The following is a 15,211-nucleotide window of genomic DNA, read 5'->3' as shown; positions in this document are numbered from 1 at the left end:
CTTCGTGGCAAAACGGAGGCCCGGCGGCAACGGCACACAATGTTGCGAGGCCTGGGCCCGCGAGACCTGGCGAGCCTGAGGCCTGCGCGCGCCGGCGCGCTGACCCGCACGCCTCATCAAAGCCGAAGCCGCAGTCAGCCGGCGTCCGGCGATCGGAGCCGGCAGCGCCATGCCGTCACTGCGGCGCGCGCACGCTCTCGTCCATGGTCCGGGTCGCCACGAACTCCTCGATGCCCTCCGCAATCGCCCGCGTCACCTTGGTGCGCCAGGCCTGGGAGGTGATCTGCCGCAGTTCCTCGCGGTTGGACAGGAAGCCGAGTTCGAGCAGGACCGAGGGCACGTCGGGAGCCTTGAGCACCTTGAAGCCGGCCGACTTCAGCGGCGTGCGGTGCATGCGCGCGGTCGGACGCAGTTCCTTGACCAGGGTGCGGGCGAAATGGATCGAGAACGACTTGGTCTCGCGCTGCACCAGATCGATCAGGATGTCGGCGACGTCGGCGGGCTCCTCGCCGAGATCGACGCCGGCGATGAGGTCGGCCTTGTTTTCCGACTCGGCCAGCCGCTCGGCCTCGGCGTCGGAGGCCTTCTCCGACAGGGTGTAGACCGAGGCGCCGGAGGCGAGGCCGTCGCGGACGCGCAGCGAATCGGCATGGATCGACAGGAACAGCACCGCCTCGCTGCGCCGCGCGATCCGCACCCGCTCGCCCAGCGGCACGAACACGTCCTCGGTGCGCGTCATCACCACCCGCACCCGGCCGCCGGCCTCCAGCCGCTCGCGCAGCATCAGTGCCACGTCGAGCACGATGGTCTTTTCGGTTTCGCCGCTGCCGCGCGCCGCCGCGCCACTGTCGATGCCGCCGTGGCCGGGGTCGATCACCACCACCGGCAGCTGGCCCTTGGCGCCGGGCGGCACCGGCTCCGGCTTGACCGCCAGCGCCGCCGCCTCGGCCCGCGCCGGCGTCTGGGTCTCGGCCGAGCGCAGGAAGGTGGCGCGATCGGTGCGCACCAGATCGACCACCAGCCGCGCCGGCTGGTCGTCGATCGCCTCCAGCACGAACGCCTTGTCGACCGCCACCGGCTCGCGCACTTCCAGCACGATGCGGGCCTTGCCGGGACTCACATTTCCGTAGCGGAAGTCCGTGATCAGGCCGCGGCCGTCGCGCCCCCCCTCCGACGGCAGCCGGAACTCAAGGCCGGGGATGTCGACCACCACGCGGTAGGGATCGGCCAGGGTGAACACCCGCATCTCGACCTTGGTCGAGAGGTCGAGAATCATCCGGCTGCGGGCGAGGTCGCCGGCGAACCGGACGTCGACCGCCACCGCACTCTGGGCCTTCGCCTTGGTGGCGTCATCCTTGACGGGATTGCCGGCCGCCCCCGCGACGGCATCCCTGGCGTCCGTGACCGCCTCGGGCACGGCGTCCTTGGCCGGCGCCGTCGCCGCGATCGCGGCGCCCTGGGCAAAAGCTCCGCCTTGGGCAAAGCCTGTGGAGGCCGCCGACGGAACGAGGGCGGCAGCGAGCAGCATCAGCGCAGCGACGCGACGAAACAGCACCATGAAGACCCGATGCACGACCCCGACGGTTAATCCCAGCTCTGCGATGGCTATGGCAGCCTTGTCCACATTTGGCGCCGAGTTTGGACCAAATACGGCAAGAATTATTCTAAATTTTGCCCATCCTCCTGCCCCATCCTGCCCGGCCGACCCTGCCCGGCGCTCGCTTCAGCTTGGCGCGGCAGCGAATCACCCCATCCGCGGCGCGCCGGCTTCAAGCGGAGCCTCGGCGGCGGATTCACCGGCCAAATCGCACCGCCGAGGGCCCGCCAGGGTTAACCTAATCTTGAAAGACGAGAGATTTCGCGGCGAACCTTGCCAATCGAGGGTAGCTCCCGTTATTTAAAGACGGCTCATGGTTCGTGGTTCCGGCAGGCCGCAGACGGTCCCGACCGCGCCGACAGCCGGCCAGCGGCGCAGGGACGATCTGTCGGTTCGCCTGCCGCGCAGCAGAATCGCTGCGTCAGCCCGGAAAACCATGCGTTATCGCGACATTGGCTTGTCGCGCCCGAGAGACGTAGACCGCGATGGATGCATCCGCGACCGCCTGCCTGAGACCCGCCGCATTTTCGCGGCCGGCAGCGTCGCGCTCCGCATTCTCCGGTTCTCCCCCACCGATTCGGACCCCTTTTGAGACACCGCGCGGCGTTTCGCCTCGCCAGAACGGACGGCGGTGTTTGACCGTCGCGTTCGCGATGCGACGGTTCGATGCCGCCCAGAGAGAGTTCAATGGCCAACAAGATGCTTATCGATTCCACCCACCCGGAAGAGACCCGGGTGGTCGTGGTGCGCGGCAACCGGGTTGAGGAGTTCGATTTCGAATCCGCCGCCCGCAAACAGCTCCGTGGCAACATTTATCTCGCCAAGGTCACCCGCGTCGAACCTTCGCTCCAGGCCTGTTTCGTCGAATACGGCGGCAATCGCCACGGTTTCCTCGCCTTCAACGAAATCCACCCCGACTACTACCAGATCCCGGTCGCCGACCGCTTGGCGTTGCTGGAAGAGGAAAAGCGTGCCGCCCGCGCCGAACGCGAGGCCGAGGACGCCAAGCTGAGGAACGACCGTAAGCGCCGCCGTCGCCGGCGGCCTGACAGCGCGGCGGTTGCCGCCCGCACCGTCGGCGTCGACGCCGTGGTGTCCGAGGCGCCGTCGCCGGAGACTGCCGAGCCGGCCACCGCCGCCGACGCGGTGCCGGCCGTGAGCGACGCGCTGCCCGCCACCGAATCGCCGGCCACCGAGGCGCCCGAAGCCGTCGCCGAACCCACCGTCGAGCCCGTCGCCGCGCCGTCCGAGCGCCGTCCCGCCAAGTCTGACGAAGATGAGGACGAAGACGAGGCGGAGGAAGACGAAGAGGACGAGGACGACGAAGAGGACGACGAAGAGGACGAAGACGACGACGACGAGGAGGAGGATGACGAGGACGACGAAGACGAAGACGAGGAGGATGACGACGAAGACGACGACGAGGATGAGGACGGCGCCGACAAGCCGGCCAAGGCCAAGGTCGTCGAGATCGTCGGCTCCGGCGAAGCGCTGGAGGAAATGCCCGAGCGTGTCGCCCGTCCGCTGCGCCGCCAGTATCGCATCCAGGAGGTGATCAAGCGGCGCCAGGTGCTGCTGGTCCAGGTCGTCAAGGAGGAGCGCGGCACCAAGGGCGCGGCGCTGACCACCTACCTCTCGCTCGCCGGCCGCTACTCGGTGCTGATGCCGAACACCGCCCGCGGCGGCGGCATCTCGCGCAAGATCACCAGCGCCGCCGACCGCAAGCGCCTGAAGTCGGTCGCCGCCGAGCTGGAAGTGCCGGAGGGCATGGGCGTCATCCTGCGCACCGCCGGTGCCAACCGCACCAAGACCGAGATCAAGCGCGACTTCGAATATCTGCTGCGGCTGTGGGAGACCGTGCGCGAGCTGACGCTGCAATCGAGCGCGCCGGCGCTGGTCTATGAGGAAGGCTCGCTGATCAAGCGCGCCATCCGCGACCTCTACAACAAGGACATCGACGAGGTGCTGGTGGCCGGCGAGGACGGCTATCGCGAGGCCAAAGAGTTCATGCGCATGCTCATGCCGAGCCATGCCAAGAACGTGCAGCCCTATCGCGAGACCGCGCCGATCTTTGCGCGCAGCGGGGTCGAGCCCCAACTCGACGCGATGTTCTCGCCGACGGTGCAGCTCCGGTCCGGCGGTTACATCGTCATCAACCAGACCGAGGCGCTGGTTGCGATCGACGTCAACTCCGGCCGCTCGACCCGCGAGCATTCGATCGAGGAAACCGCGCTCAAGACCAATCTGGAAGCCTCCGACGAGGTGGCACGCCAGCTTCGCCTGCGCGACCTCGCCGGCCTGATCGTGGTCGACTTCATCGACATGGACGAGAAGCGCAACAACCGCGCCGTCGAGCGCCGGCTGAAGGAAGCGCTGAAGAACGACCGCGCCCGCATCCAGGTCGGCCGCATCTCGCACTTCGGCCTGCTGGAGATGAGCCGCCAGCGCATCCGTACCGGCGTTCTGGAGAGCTCCTCGGAGATCTGCCCGCACTGCGGCGGCACCGGCCACGTCCGCGCCCCGGCATCGGTGGCGCTGCACGTGCTGCGCGCGATCGAGGACCTGCTGATCAAATCGGCCAGCCACGACCTCATCGTGCGCACCCGCACCCCGGTCGCGCTCTACTGCCTCAATCAGAAGCGCTCGCACCTGTTCGAACTTGAGCGCCGCTTCGGCGTGCTGATCGAGATCGAGGCCGATGATTCGATCACCGGCCAGATCCAGCACGTCATCGACAAGGGTGCCCTGGCCAAGGGTCCGGTGGTGCGCGCCGCGCTGGCACCGATCCAGCCCGACGCCATCGCGCCCGAGGACGAGGAGATCGAGGAGGTCGAAGCCGAAGCCGAAGCCGAGGTCGAGGCCGAGGTCGAGGTCGAGGACACCGAGGCCGAGGCGACCGCCGACAATGGCCGCGACGCCAATGGTCGGCGGCGGCGGCGGCGGCGGCGGCGCGGCCGCGATGACGCCCAGGGCGACCTGCCGGCCGAAAGCGCGGGCGAGCGCGATGACGCACCCCGGCTCGCCGCACCCCAGCCGACCGGCGAGGACGACGACGACGACGGCGAGGACGGCGACGAAGCTCGTGACGGTGCCGAGGCCGGCGATGCCAATAGCGAGGAACGGCGGCGGCGGCGGCGGCGCGGACGCCGCGGCGGCCGGCGCGGCCGGCGCGACCGCGAGGGGCTGCCGGGCGAGGACGCCGAGGCCGGCGAGGGCGACGACGAGGTGACGCTGCAGCCCACGCCCCGGCTCGAGCTGATCCCGCCGCTGGTCGACAGCGCCGAGCCGGCGACCATTGAGGCCGCCGAGCCCGCGCCGCAGGCCGAATCGCATCAGGCCGAGCCCATGCCGGTCGAGGTGCCGCGGGTCGAGGCCCCGGAGGTTGAGGCTCCGAAGGTTGAGGTCGCGCCGGTCACGGAGCCGGAATCGCAGCCGCGCGGAGAGCCGGTCCATCAGGTGCTGACCCCGGACGACGACAACCCGAATCGCCCCAAGCGCTCGGGCTGGTGGTCGCGCCGGGTCGGGTGACCGAGCAGCCGCGCTGACGAGTTGCAGAGCCCGGCCTTGCGCCGGGCTCTGTCGTTTTCAGCGTGGTGCGCTGGCGAACGATGTCGCCCGCTTGGTCGGGTTTCCGGCTGATCCCTGCGGGGGCCTATAGCCGAGGCCCTGAAGGCTGAGCTTTCTCGGCCTCATGGTGAGGAGGCGGCAAAAGCTGCCTCCTGGGCCGACCTGTGGCGTTCCGCGTCAGCGGCGCGCCCTCACCCGCGCTTCAGCCAGCCACCGATGCGCTCCACCGCCTCGCGCATGTCGTCGGCCGCGCCGGCATAGGAGAAGCGGATGAAATGGCGGCCGTCATAGGGGTCGAAGTCGACGCCCGGCGTCGCAGCCACCCCGGCCTCGGCCAGCATCGAGCGGGCAAAGGCGAGGCTGTCGTCGGTGAAGCCGCTGACGTTGGCGTAAAGGTAGAACGCGCCGTCGACCGGCAGGATGCGGTCGATGCCGATGCGCGGCAGTCCCTCGGTGAGGATGCGGCGGTTCTCGAGATAGCCGCGCTTCACCGCCTCCATCTCCGCAACGCCGTCGAACGCCGCCTCCGCCGCCACCTGGCTGAGCGTCGGCACCGAGATGGCGAGGTTCTGCTGCAGCCGCTCGACCGCGCGCACCAGCGGTTCGGGCACCACCATCCAGCCGACCCGCCAGCCGGTCATGCAGAAGTATTTTGAGAACGAGTTGATCACGGTCGCGCGGGGGGAGACCGCGGCGGCGGTTGCCGCCGGAAAGGCGTAGTCGAGCCCGTGATAGATCTCGTCGGAGACGAAACGGATGCCGGCGTCTTCGGCGGCGCCGATCAGCGCGGCGAGCGTCTGCCCGCTCATCATGGTGCCGGTCGGGTTGGCCGGGCTCGCCACCAGCACGCCGGCCAGCGGCACCTTGCGATGCTCGTCCGCAAGCGCCTCCGGCGTGATCGCCCACCGCGTTTCCGGCCCGGTGCGGATCAGCACCGGCTCGCAGCCCAGCGCCTTCAGGATCTGGCGGTAGGGCGGATAGCCGGGATTGGCGATGGCGACGCGGTCGCCCGGCTCGAACAGGCTGAGGAACGCCAGCACGAACGCCGCCGACGAGCCGGTGGTGGCGACGATGCGCGCCTCCGACACCTCGGTGCCGAAGGTCTCGGCATAATGGCGGGCGATGCGGCGCCGAAGCGACGGAATGCCGAGCGCGGTGGTGTAGCCGATGCGGCCCTCCGCCAGGCAGCGCGCGGCGGCCGCGCGCGCAGCGGCCGGCGCCGGCGCCGCAGGCTGGCCGACCTCCAGATGGACGACGCGGCCGCCGGCCTGCTCGATGCGAGCGGCCTCCGCCATGATGTCCATGACGATGAACGGCGCGATATCGGCGCGGGCGGCCGGACGGAGCAGCGGATCGAGCGGGCTGAGCATGCTTTCGCATAGCGCAAGGGCGGCGCGCGGGGAACCTGCGCGCGCGGGACTCGGCCCCGCCCGCGCCCGCAACGCCTCATTGTTGCCGCCTCCGCAGCCGAATTGATCGGGTCGGCCTTGCGCCCTATGGTCGCGCGTCGAGGCTGGACAGGAGCGCCGCCACCGATGTCTGACGTTTCGCCTGTCGTAAGGTCACCGCGCGCCCGCCCCGGCTGGGCGCGTCGTCTCGGTGCCGCCGCGATGGCCGTCACCCTCGCCGTGACCGCCGCCGCCTCGCCGCTGCTCGCCCCGCTCGCGCTCGCCCAGGGCCAGCCCAAGCTGCCGATCGTCCGCGACGCCGAGACCGAGGCGCTGCTCAAGGACTACATGGCGCCGGTGCTGCGCGCCGCCGGCCTGGCGCGGCAGAACATCGAAGTGACGCTGATCAACGATCGCGCCTTCAACGCCTTCGTCGCCGATGGCCGCCGCATCTTCGTGTTCCTCGGCACCCTGGTCGACGCCAAGACGCCGAACGAGGTGATCGGCGTGCTGGCCCACGAAACCGGCCACATCGCCGGCGGCCACCTCGCCCGCATGCGCCAGCAGCTCGCCGCGGCGCAATCGGCCTCGATCGTCGCCTTCCTGCTGTCGCTCGGCGCGGTCGCCGCCGGCGCCGCCAGCGGCTCCACCCGCGATTCCAATCTCGGCAGCGCGGTCGGCGGCATCGTCACCGGCCCGCAGGAGATGATCCGCCGCTCGCTGCTGTCCTATCAGCGCGGCGAGGAGCAGGCCGCCGACCGCGCCGCGGTCAACTATCTGCACGCCACCAAGCAATCGCCGAAGGGCATGCTCGACACCTTCCGCCGCATCGGCGACCAGAACCTGTTCATTTCGCGCGGCGTCGACCCCTACACCCTGTCGCACCCGCTGCCGCGCGAGCGCATCTCCCAGCTCGAAGAGCTGGTGGCGAAGAGCCCCTATCGCGACGTCCGCGATTCGCCGGCGCTGCAACTGCGGCACGACCTGATGCGGGCCAAGATCATCGGCTTCTTCGACAAGCCGGACACCGTGGCCCGCCGCTATCCGCTGAGCGACACCAGCCTGCCGGCGCGCTATGCCAGAGCCATCTCGGCCTACCGCTTCAACCAGGTCAACGACGCCATCCGCCAGATTGACGCCCTGATCGCGGCGCAGCCGGACAACCCCTATTTCCACGAGCTGAAGGGCCAGGCGCTGCTGGAGAGCGCGCGGCCGAACGAGGCGATCGCCCCGCTCCGGCGGGCGGCGGCGATGGCGCCGCGCGCCACCCCGATCCGCATCATGCTCGGCCAGGCGCTGGTGGCGAGCGGCAGCAAGGCCAATGCCGACGAGGCGATCCGCGAGCTGTCGCAGGCGCTGGCGAACGAGACCACGGCGGTCGACGGCTTCCGCCAGCTGGCGCTGGCCTACGGCCGCAAGGGCGACTACGCCAACGCCGACCTCGCCTCCGCCCAGGCCGCGATCGCCTCCGGCGAGTTCCAGACCGCGCGCCAGCTCGCCGCCCGCGCCAAAACCCGTTTCGCCAACGGCTCGCCCGGATGGATCAAGGCCGACGATATCGAGAACTACAAACCCCCGAAGCTCGACGGAAAGAGCTGATCGCAACCAGGAGCCTTCGCACCATGACGCTGCTCACCTCAACAGCGCGGAGGGCTGCGGCCGCTCTCGCGGCGGCGGCTTTCGCCGCCGTCTGCGCCCTGCCCGCCGCCGCCGCCGAGCCGGCGCCGGCTGCGCCGCTGACGCGCGAGGACGTCGAGAAGATCGTCCGCGAGACGCTGATCAAGAACCCGGAGATCCTGCAGGAGGTGGCTGCGGAGCTGGAGAAGCGCGCCAGCGCCGACGAGTCCGAGCGCCGCAAGCTGGTGCTCGAGGCCAATCGCGAGCGGCTGCTCGGCGCTCCGCAAAGCGCGGTGCTCGGCAATCCCCAGGGCGACGTCACCGTGGTCGAGTTCTTCGACTACAATTGCGGCTTCTGCAAACGCGCCCTCACCGACCTGATCGAGCTGATGAAGACCGACGACCGGGTGCGGGTGGTGCTGAAGGACTTCCCGGTGCTGCGCGAGTCCTCGGTCGACGCCGCCAAGGTGGCGGTCGCGGTCAAGGTGCAGGCCACGCCTGCCAAGTTCCTTGAATTCCATCAGAAGCTGATGGGCGGCCGCGCCGAGGCCACCCGCGAGCGGGCGCTGGCGGTGGCCAAGGAGGTCGGCCTCGACATGGCGCGGCTCGCCAAGGACATCGACAGCGACGGGGTGAAGGCATCGCTGCAGGAGACCTTCCAGCTGGCGCAGGACCTCGGCCTCAGCGGCACGCCGAGCTACGTCATCGGCGACAACGTGCTGATCGGCGCCGTTGGCCTCCCCAAGCTGCAGGATCACGTCAAATCCACCCGCGACAGCTGCAAGACCACGCGCTGCTGATTCGACCCGCCGGGCCGCCCAATCGCGGCCCGGCGCAAACCGCGGCGGCGGTCGCGCCGGCGGCGCTGCGCTGCACCATGGCGCCCGCGCCCGGCCGCACCCGCGGCAAGACTTTGAAATCGCACGGCCGACCTCACGTTCGGGGACCGAAGCCGCCCGGCCGGCCTTCGCCTGCACAGGCGGCTTTTCACGGGGCCGATCCATGCCTATAAGAGCGCCGGCGGGCGAACCGGTCGACCGCGCCAGATGGTTTCGATGATCGCGATGTTCGTCTCCGACGGATTGTCATCGAACCGGCCCCAAGCGCGCTTCGAGCGGCGCCGCGGCGTGGCGACGAGACCGGTCCGGCCGAGGCGTATTTTGCGCAGATTCCCCCCGGTGCGTGCGCATCCACTGCCCTACGTGGCGAGCCGACCGCTCCGCCAAGCTGAAGGCGACGGCCTGAACCGGCGCCGGGAGATAATGTCTTGATGCCAAAATCTGCCATCGATCCTGGTTTGATCCGCGAACTCGCGCAGCTCCTCAACGACACCGACCTCACCGAGGTCGAGGTCCAGCACGGAGAGCTGCGGATTCGCGTCGCCCGCAACATCCAGCTCGCGCCGTTCTCCGCGGCCATGGCGGCGGCTCCCGCCTACACCGTCGCGGCACCGGTGCCGGCACCAGTGCCGGCCGCCCCGGTGGTGCCCGCGGCGGTCGACCCTGCCAACCACCCCGGCCTCGTCAAGTCGCCGATGGTCGGCACCGCCTACCGTGCGCCGGAGCCCGGCGCGAAGGCCTTCGTCGACGTCGGCATGCAGGTGAAGGAGGGCCAGACCCTGCTGATCATCGAGGCGATGAAGACGATGAACGCGATCCCCGCGCCGCGTGCCGGCACGGTGACGCAAATTCTCGTCGGCGACGCCCAGCCGGTCGAATACGGCGAGCCATTGATGATCATCGAGTGACGGTCGCCGCCGGGCCGCTCCCGGCGGAAAAGAGGCCCGTATGTTTTCGAAAATCCTGATTGCGAACCGCGGCGAGATCGCGCTCCGCATCCTGCGCGCCTGCAAGGAACTCGGCATCGCCACCGTCGCCGTCCACTCGACGGCCGATGCCGACGCCATGCACGTCAAGCTCGCCGACGAGAGCGTGTGCATCGGCCCGCCGCCGGCCAAGGACAGCTATCTCAACGTGCCCTCCCTGCTCGCGGCCTGCGAGATCACCGGCGCCGAGGCCGTCCACCCCGGTTACGGCTTTCTGTCGGAGAACGCGCGCTTCGCCGAGATTCTCGCCGACCACCACATCGGCTTCATCGGCCCCAAGCCCGAGCACATTCGCCTGATGGGCGACAAGATCGAGGCCAAGCGCACCGCCAAACGCCTCGGCATCCCGTGCGTGCCGGGCTCCGAAGGCGGCATCACCGACGATGAGGAGGCCAAGCGGGTCGCGGCCGACATCGGCTACCCGGTGCTGGTCAAGGCGGCAGCCGGCGGCGGAGGCCGCGGCATGAAGGTGGCCAGGACCGCCGCCGACATCGAGGTCGCGCTCGCCACCGCCCGCTCCGAGGCCAAGGCGGCGTTCGGCGACGCCACGGTCTATCTTGAGAAGTACCTGGAAAAGCCGCGCCACATTGAGGTCCAGGTGCTGGGCGATGGCCGCGGCAACGCCATCCACATCGGCGAACGCGACTGCTCGCTACAGCGCCGCCACCAGAAGGTGTGGGAGGAGAGCCCCTCGCCCGCGCTCAACGCCGACTCCCGCCACAAGATCGGCACCGTCGTCGCCAACGCCATGCGCGAGCTGAAGTACCTCTCGGCCGGCACCGTCGAATTCCTGTACGAGAACGGCGAGTTCTACTTCATCGAGATGAACACCCGCATCCAGGTCGAGCATCCGGTGACCGAGATGGTGACCGGCATCGACCTGCTCAACGAGCAGATCCGGCTCGCCGCCGGGCTGCCGCTGTCGTTCGTGCAGGACGACATCACGCTGAACGGCCACTCCATCGAGTGCCGCATCAACGCCGAGAACCCGACGACCTTCCGGCCCTCGCCCGGCCGGATCACCTACTTCCACCCGCCCGGCGGCTTGGGCGTTCGCGTCGATTCGGCGGTCTACCAGGGTTACGTCATCCCGCCCTATTACGACTCGCTGGTCGGCAAGCTGATCGTGCACGGCAAGACCCGCAACGAGTGCCTGATGCGGCTCCGGCGCGCGCTGGACGAGATCGTGGTCGACGGCATCGAGACCACCGTGCCGCTGTTCCGCACCCTGGTGCGCCACCCCGACATCGCCAACGGCCTTTACGACATCCACTGGCTGGAGCACTTCCTGGCGGGATCGCCGGATATTTGATGCGAAATCCGGCCGATCGGGCCGGAGTTTCGCCCATGACGCGCCAGCCGGCGGCGCCGGCGGCAGAGGGCGCTGCTACAATCTGCCGCACCGCGGTGCGATGTGATAGCTTGGGCGCGATCCCCAATTCATGGCGGGATCGGAGTCCTCACCTCATGACGCGCGGCTTCTCCGGGCGGGTGGACATCACCCCCGAGGTTTTGCTGAAGGCCTACGCTTGCGGCATCTTTCCGATGGCCGAGAGCGCCGAGGACCCGGGACTCTATTGGATCGAGCCGGAACGCCGCGGCGTCATCCCGCTCGACCGCATGCATGTCAGCCACCGGCTGGCCCGCACCGTGCGGGCGGACCGCTTCGAAATCCGCATCAACCGCGATTTCGACGGCGTTCTCGACGGCTGCTCGGCACCCGGCCCCGGCCGGATGCGAACCTGGATCAACCTGCGTATCCGCAAGCTCTATCGCGACCTGTTCGAGCTCGGCCACTGCCACACCGTCGAGGCCTGGCGCGGCGGTGAACTGGTCGGCGGGCTCTACGGCGTCGCCGTCGGCCGGGCGTTCTTCGGCGAGAGCATGTTCCACACCGCCACCGACGCCTCCAAGGTGGCGCTGGTCCACCTCGCCGCCCGCCTGCTGGCCGGCGGCTTCTATCTGCTCGACACCCAGTTCTCGACCCGCCACCTGGAGAGCTTCGGATGCGTCGAGGTGTCACGCCACCGCTATCACCAGCTGCTCGAACAGGCCCTCACCGGCCGCGCCGATTTCCTTGCCGTGCCGGCCGAGCCGCCGATGCCGGGCGCCGCCGCGCTGGCGATTGTCGCGGCCGCCAGCGAAAGCCACGATCAGCGCAGCCCCGCCTGATCGGCTGTCTCAAACGGTTTCCGGACGATCGCTGCAGGATCCCGGCGACGATCTCGCCGAAATATCCTTGGGCAGAACAGGATTTTTCGCCGACCGGGATAAGGTTCTCCGGCCTGACCGGCCGAAAACCGGATCACCCCACCCGGCCGAACAGCGGCGCCCCGTAAAGGCTCTTTTGGGTGCTGCCGAAGCCGACGAACGGCGCCAGCCCGGCCCGGTTGGCGAGCACGAACAGCACCACCGGCCCGATCACCCCTGCCGCCGTGGCCAGCACCACGTGCAACGTGGCGTCATAGACGCCGGCCTTGTAGAGCACGGCGCGCACCGTGGCCGAGAACATCACATGGGCGACGTAGATCGCCATCGACGCCTGTCCGATCAGCGCCAGCCCGCCGAGCACGCTGCCGTTCGGCGCCGGAACCAGCCGTGACGCCGCCACCGTCATCGCGATGCCGGCGATGGCCGCCGCCACCCACAGCGGCCGCGGCGTCGCCGGGTCGAGCGTCGCCACCGCCAGCACCGCCCAGGCCGCCGTGGCGGCCAACAGCGCCGCAATCAGCACTCGGCGGTCCGGCGCGCGCGACAGCAGCGGCGCGGCCAGCACGCCGAGGCCGAAAAAGCTGCCGCCCATCAGGATGGAGTTGAAGTCGGTCAGCCCGGCGAACGACAGCCCATAGAGCGCGGCGAACGCCATGAACGCCGCCGTCATGCCACTGCGACCGAACAGCGCCATGGCGACGAAATAAACCGCCCTGGCTACAAACAGCGCATAGAAGAACCAGAACAAGCCGATCGGCTTCCACCACATCTGCGCAAGATCGGAATAGGGCGTCGCCGCGTTGACCGCGCCCGAAAACGCGTTCTGCACGAAGACGAACACCACGCTCCACAGCACATAGGGCAGAATGAGGCCGACGACCGAGGAGCGAATGAACCCGCCGACTGACGTCGACGGTCGAAATCCGGTCAGAACCCCGGACAGGAAGAAGAATAGCGGCATATGGAAGGTGTAGATCAGTGCCCGCAGGAAATTATAGAATTCGAGGTCGGCGCCAATCCTGTCGATCCTGAGCCCGCCAATGGTGTGACCGAGGCAGACCAGAATAATTCCGAACGCTTTGGCGAAATCAATCCAGAATACGCGCGGGGTCCGGCCCCCGCCGGCGGCGACCGCCTCCGTTTTCACTGCTTGCGCAATCGTCATGGCGGCACCGCACCGGCTCTGCGTTCACCCGCGGCCGTGGCCAGGATTAGAGCATTTTCCGCCGTTGCAGGAAATGCCGTATCCCGGTCCGCACCGCTGAAGCGACTGCCCCCGCGCCGGAGACCTAAACAGAAACCGTGCGCGCTGCGCGCCACGGCGCCGGATGCTGACGCATGGGGCCGTTGAAGCTCGCAGATTTTCTTACCTGAAATCAATGATTTCACGAAATCTGCGATCAGAACCAACGGCCGGCTGCCGCCGCCGTTGGTATACCGTGACGTCGATGAATCCCCTTCGCCAACTGATGTCGGCGCAGTCGCGCAGGACGGATTCCATCGGAGACGCGGTATATGAGCCGGAAACCGGCGCCGCCGCGAGGCGGCTCAGCGCCGGGTCTGCGCCTCCAGATTGGGCGGCACCTGCTTGCAGTCGACCAGCCAAACGTCATAGATGGCGTGCTCGACGGCGTGCAGGCCGGGCGAGGCTGCGAACATCCAGCCGGTGAAGATGCGGCGGGTGTCGCCCTGCAGCGTGATCTCGTCGACCTCCAGGAAGCCCGTGGTGTTGGGCGTCTCGTTGGGCGGCCTGGTGTAGCAGGCCCGCGGCGTCACCTGGAGCGCGCCGAACTGCACCTTTTCCCCGATCCCGGCATCGAACACGATGATGCGGCCGGTAATCTTGTCGAGTCCGTTGAAGGTCGCGGTGCGGTTCTCGATGCGCTGGGGCGGCGGCGCCACCACCACGAAGTCCTCCGAGCCCGGCGGCACGTTGCCGGCCGGCGACGGCGGCGTCTGGGTCTGGATGCCGGGGGCGGAGGCGGCGCCGCCGCCGTTGGGCTGCGCCGGGTGGCGCTGGACCTGGGCCGGTTGGCCGGGCGGCAGCCCCGGCTGGGGCGTCACCTGCTGCGGGCCAACCTGCTGGGGCACCGCCGGGGCGGCCGGCTGCGGCATCCCGCCGTCCGGAGCCGGCAGCGACTGGCGCTCGACCGGGGTGTTCCAGCCGCGCGACGGCCGCATCGGCTGTTGCGGCGGCGGCTGCGGCGCCTCGTCGGGCTCCTCCAGCAGGCCGGGCTCGAACTGCGGATCGGTCTCGATCGCGCGGGGTGCGATCTGCTGGCGGCGGCTGGTGGGAATGTCGGCTGGCGGCAACAACACTTGCGCCAGCGCCGGCCCGGACGAGGCCAGCAGCACCAGCAGCGCGCAAGCGCGGGGGGGCAGAACCTTCACGGACCAACTCACCGGGCGGCTGTCTGTTTGATCATCGGACGCGCACTCGACCGGCGAGCGCCGGACCATCGCCGGCGGCGTGTCACCGGCGGCGTGGGCGCTGAAAACCGCCGTGCCGCACGCTTAGCATGGCAAATGCGGCAGCGGGAAGGCGCTCACGCCCCCGGCGTCCACGCCTTGTAGTCGCCGGTGGCGGCCGGGCGGCGGCCCTCCGCCAGGGTCGAGCCCTTGGGCCGGTAGGCGCGCGCGGTGCCGGTCATGTTCGGCCGGTGCGGCTTCTGCCACGGCTTGGGTTGGTAATTGTCCTCGGTCGGCGGGATGTCGGTGGTGTGGTGCATCCAGCCCCACCAGCCCGGCGGAATGGTCGAGGCTTCGGCATAGCCGTTGTAGGTCACCCAGCGCCGCTCGCGGCTGAAGGCGGGGTTGCGCTTGGGATCGTTCGGCATGCGGTAATAGACATTGCCGAACTCGTCCTCGCCCACCTTCTCGCCGCGGCGCCACAGCGTGACGCGGCTCATGAAGGTGGTGCCGTTCCACCACGTGAAACAATCCAGCAGCAAGCGCTTCAGCATCAAATCCTCGCCTTCGGCTCTCAGTGTTCTGGAGCGCGCGCTG

11 protein-coding genes are annotated in these 15,211 nt (G+C 69.2%); 6 read left to right on the top strand and 5 right to left on the bottom strand.

The window, feature by feature from the left end; translation table 11 throughout:
* Nucleotides 1-175: 175 nt before the first annotated feature.
* Nucleotides 176-1,558, bottom strand: a complete 1,383-nt coding sequence (locus BVIR_RS05415; RefSeq protein ID WP_055036772.1) for an N-acetylmuramoyl-L-alanine amidase — start codon at nucleotides 1,556-1,558, stop codon at nucleotides 176-178.
* Between the two features lie 726 nt (nucleotides 1,559-2,284).
* Between BVIR_RS05415 and BVIR_RS05410 the strand changes: the two genes are divergently transcribed.
* On the top strand, nucleotides 2,285-5,125 hold the full coding sequence (locus BVIR_RS05410) for an Rne/Rng family ribonuclease (RefSeq protein ID WP_055036771.1): 2,841 nt from the start codon (nucleotides 2,285-2,287) through the stop codon (nucleotides 5,123-5,125).
* 230 nt (nucleotides 5,126-5,355) lie between these two features.
* Here the strand turns inward: BVIR_RS05410 and BVIR_RS05405 are convergent, their stop codons facing one another.
* Nucleotides 5,356-6,534: a pyridoxal phosphate-dependent aminotransferase gene (locus tag BVIR_RS05405; protein ID WP_055036770.1), complete on the bottom strand. Its 1,179-nt coding sequence runs from the start codon at nucleotides 6,532-6,534 to the stop codon at nucleotides 5,356-5,358.
* Nucleotides 6,535-6,774: 240 nt separating this feature from the next.
* On the opposite strand from BVIR_RS05405, the gene BVIR_RS05400 reads away from it, so the two are divergent.
* From BVIR_RS05400 to aat, 5 genes are all read left to right on the top strand, one after another.
* A complete protein-coding gene (locus tag BVIR_RS05400) occupies nucleotides 6,775-8,151 on the top strand; it encodes a M48 family metalloprotease (RefSeq protein WP_236823719.1) in 1,377 nt (458 codons plus the stop codon).
* A 23-nt stretch (nucleotides 8,152-8,174) separates the two neighbouring features.
* A complete protein-coding gene (locus BVIR_RS05395) occupies nucleotides 8,175-8,969 on the top strand; it encodes a DsbA family protein (RefSeq protein WP_082416743.1) in 795 nt (264 codons plus the stop codon).
* A 470-nt stretch (nucleotides 8,970-9,439) separates the two neighbouring features.
* Nucleotides 9,440-9,916 (top strand): acetyl-CoA carboxylase biotin carboxyl carrier protein, encoded by a 477-nt coding sequence (accB, locus tag BVIR_RS05390; protein ID WP_055036768.1) that lies wholly within the window; start codon nucleotides 9,440-9,442, stop codon nucleotides 9,914-9,916.
* Between the two features lie 40 nt (nucleotides 9,917-9,956).
* A complete protein-coding gene (gene accC, locus BVIR_RS05385) occupies nucleotides 9,957-11,306 on the top strand; it encodes an acetyl-CoA carboxylase biotin carboxylase subunit (protein WP_055036767.1) in 1,350 nt (449 codons plus the stop codon).
* 155 nt (nucleotides 11,307-11,461) lie between these two features.
* Nucleotides 11,462-12,166, top strand: coding sequence for a leucyl/phenylalanyl-tRNA--protein transferase (gene aat, locus BVIR_RS05380; protein WP_055036766.1), 705 nt, complete (start codon nucleotides 11,462-11,464; stop codon nucleotides 12,164-12,166).
* A 133-nt stretch (nucleotides 12,167-12,299) separates the two neighbouring features.
* Here aat and BVIR_RS05375 read toward each other — a convergent pair whose 3' ends face one another.
* The 3 genes from BVIR_RS05375 to BVIR_RS05365 form a co-directional block, all read right to left on the bottom strand.
* A complete protein-coding gene (locus BVIR_RS05375; RefSeq protein ID WP_082416741.1) occupies nucleotides 12,300-13,370 on the bottom strand; it encodes an acyltransferase family protein in 1,071 nt (356 codons plus the stop codon).
* Between the two features lie 383 nt (nucleotides 13,371-13,753).
* The gene (locus BVIR_RS16700; protein ID WP_236823718.1) at nucleotides 13,754-14,596 is read right to left on the bottom strand and encodes a DUF2155 domain-containing protein; all 843 of its coding nucleotides are present in this window, start codon (nucleotides 14,594-14,596) and stop codon (nucleotides 13,754-13,756) included.
* 155 nt (nucleotides 14,597-14,751) lie between these two features.
* The gene (locus tag BVIR_RS05365; protein WP_055038702.1) at nucleotides 14,752-15,165 is read right to left on the bottom strand and encodes an NADH:ubiquinone oxidoreductase subunit NDUFA12; all 414 of its coding nucleotides are present in this window, start codon (nucleotides 15,163-15,165) and stop codon (nucleotides 14,752-14,754) included.
* Nucleotides 15,166-15,211: the final 46 nt, after the last annotated feature.

The organism is Blastochloris viridis (assembly GCF_001402875.1).
Lineage (GTDB): Bacteria > Pseudomonadota > Alphaproteobacteria > Rhizobiales > Xanthobacteraceae > Blastochloris > Blastochloris viridis.
Note: the sequence above shows the minus strand (reverse complement) of the source record. Positions and strands in the feature narration are given on the sequence as shown.

What these genes read in the sequence shown, in the direction of transcription:
- BVIR_RS05400 (WP_236823719.1), top strand. Translation starts at nt 6,775, where the DNA reads ATGGCCGTCACCCTCGCCGTGACCGCCGCCGCCTCGCCGCTGCTCGCC.
- accB (WP_055036768.1), top strand. Translation starts at nt 9,440, where the DNA reads ATGCCAAAATCTGCCATCGATCCTGGTTTGATCCGCGAACTCGCGCAG.
- BVIR_RS05375 (WP_082416741.1), bottom strand. Translation starts at nt 13,370, where the DNA reads ATGACGATTGCGCAAGCAGTGAAAACGGAGGCGGTCGCCGCCGGCGGG.
- accC (WP_055036767.1), top strand. Translation starts at nt 9,957, where the DNA reads ATGTTTTCGAAAATCCTGATTGCGAACCGCGGCGAGATCGCGCTCCGC.
- aat (WP_055036766.1), top strand. Translation starts at nt 11,462, where the DNA reads ATGACGCGCGGCTTCTCCGGGCGGGTGGACATCACCCCCGAGGTTTTG.
- BVIR_RS05395 (WP_082416743.1), top strand. Translation starts at nt 8,175, where the DNA reads ATGACGCTGCTCACCTCAACAGCGCGGAGGGCTGCGGCCGCTCTCGCG.
- BVIR_RS05410 (WP_055036771.1), top strand. Translation starts at nt 2,285, where the DNA reads ATGGCCAACAAGATGCTTATCGATTCCACCCACCCGGAAGAGACCCGG.
- BVIR_RS05415 (WP_055036772.1), bottom strand. Translation starts at nt 1,558, where the DNA reads ATGGTGCTGTTTCGTCGCGTCGCTGCGCTGATGCTGCTCGCTGCCGCC.
- BVIR_RS05405 (WP_055036770.1), bottom strand. Translation starts at nt 6,534, where the DNA reads ATGCTCAGCCCGCTCGATCCGCTGCTCCGTCCGGCCGCCCGCGCCGAT.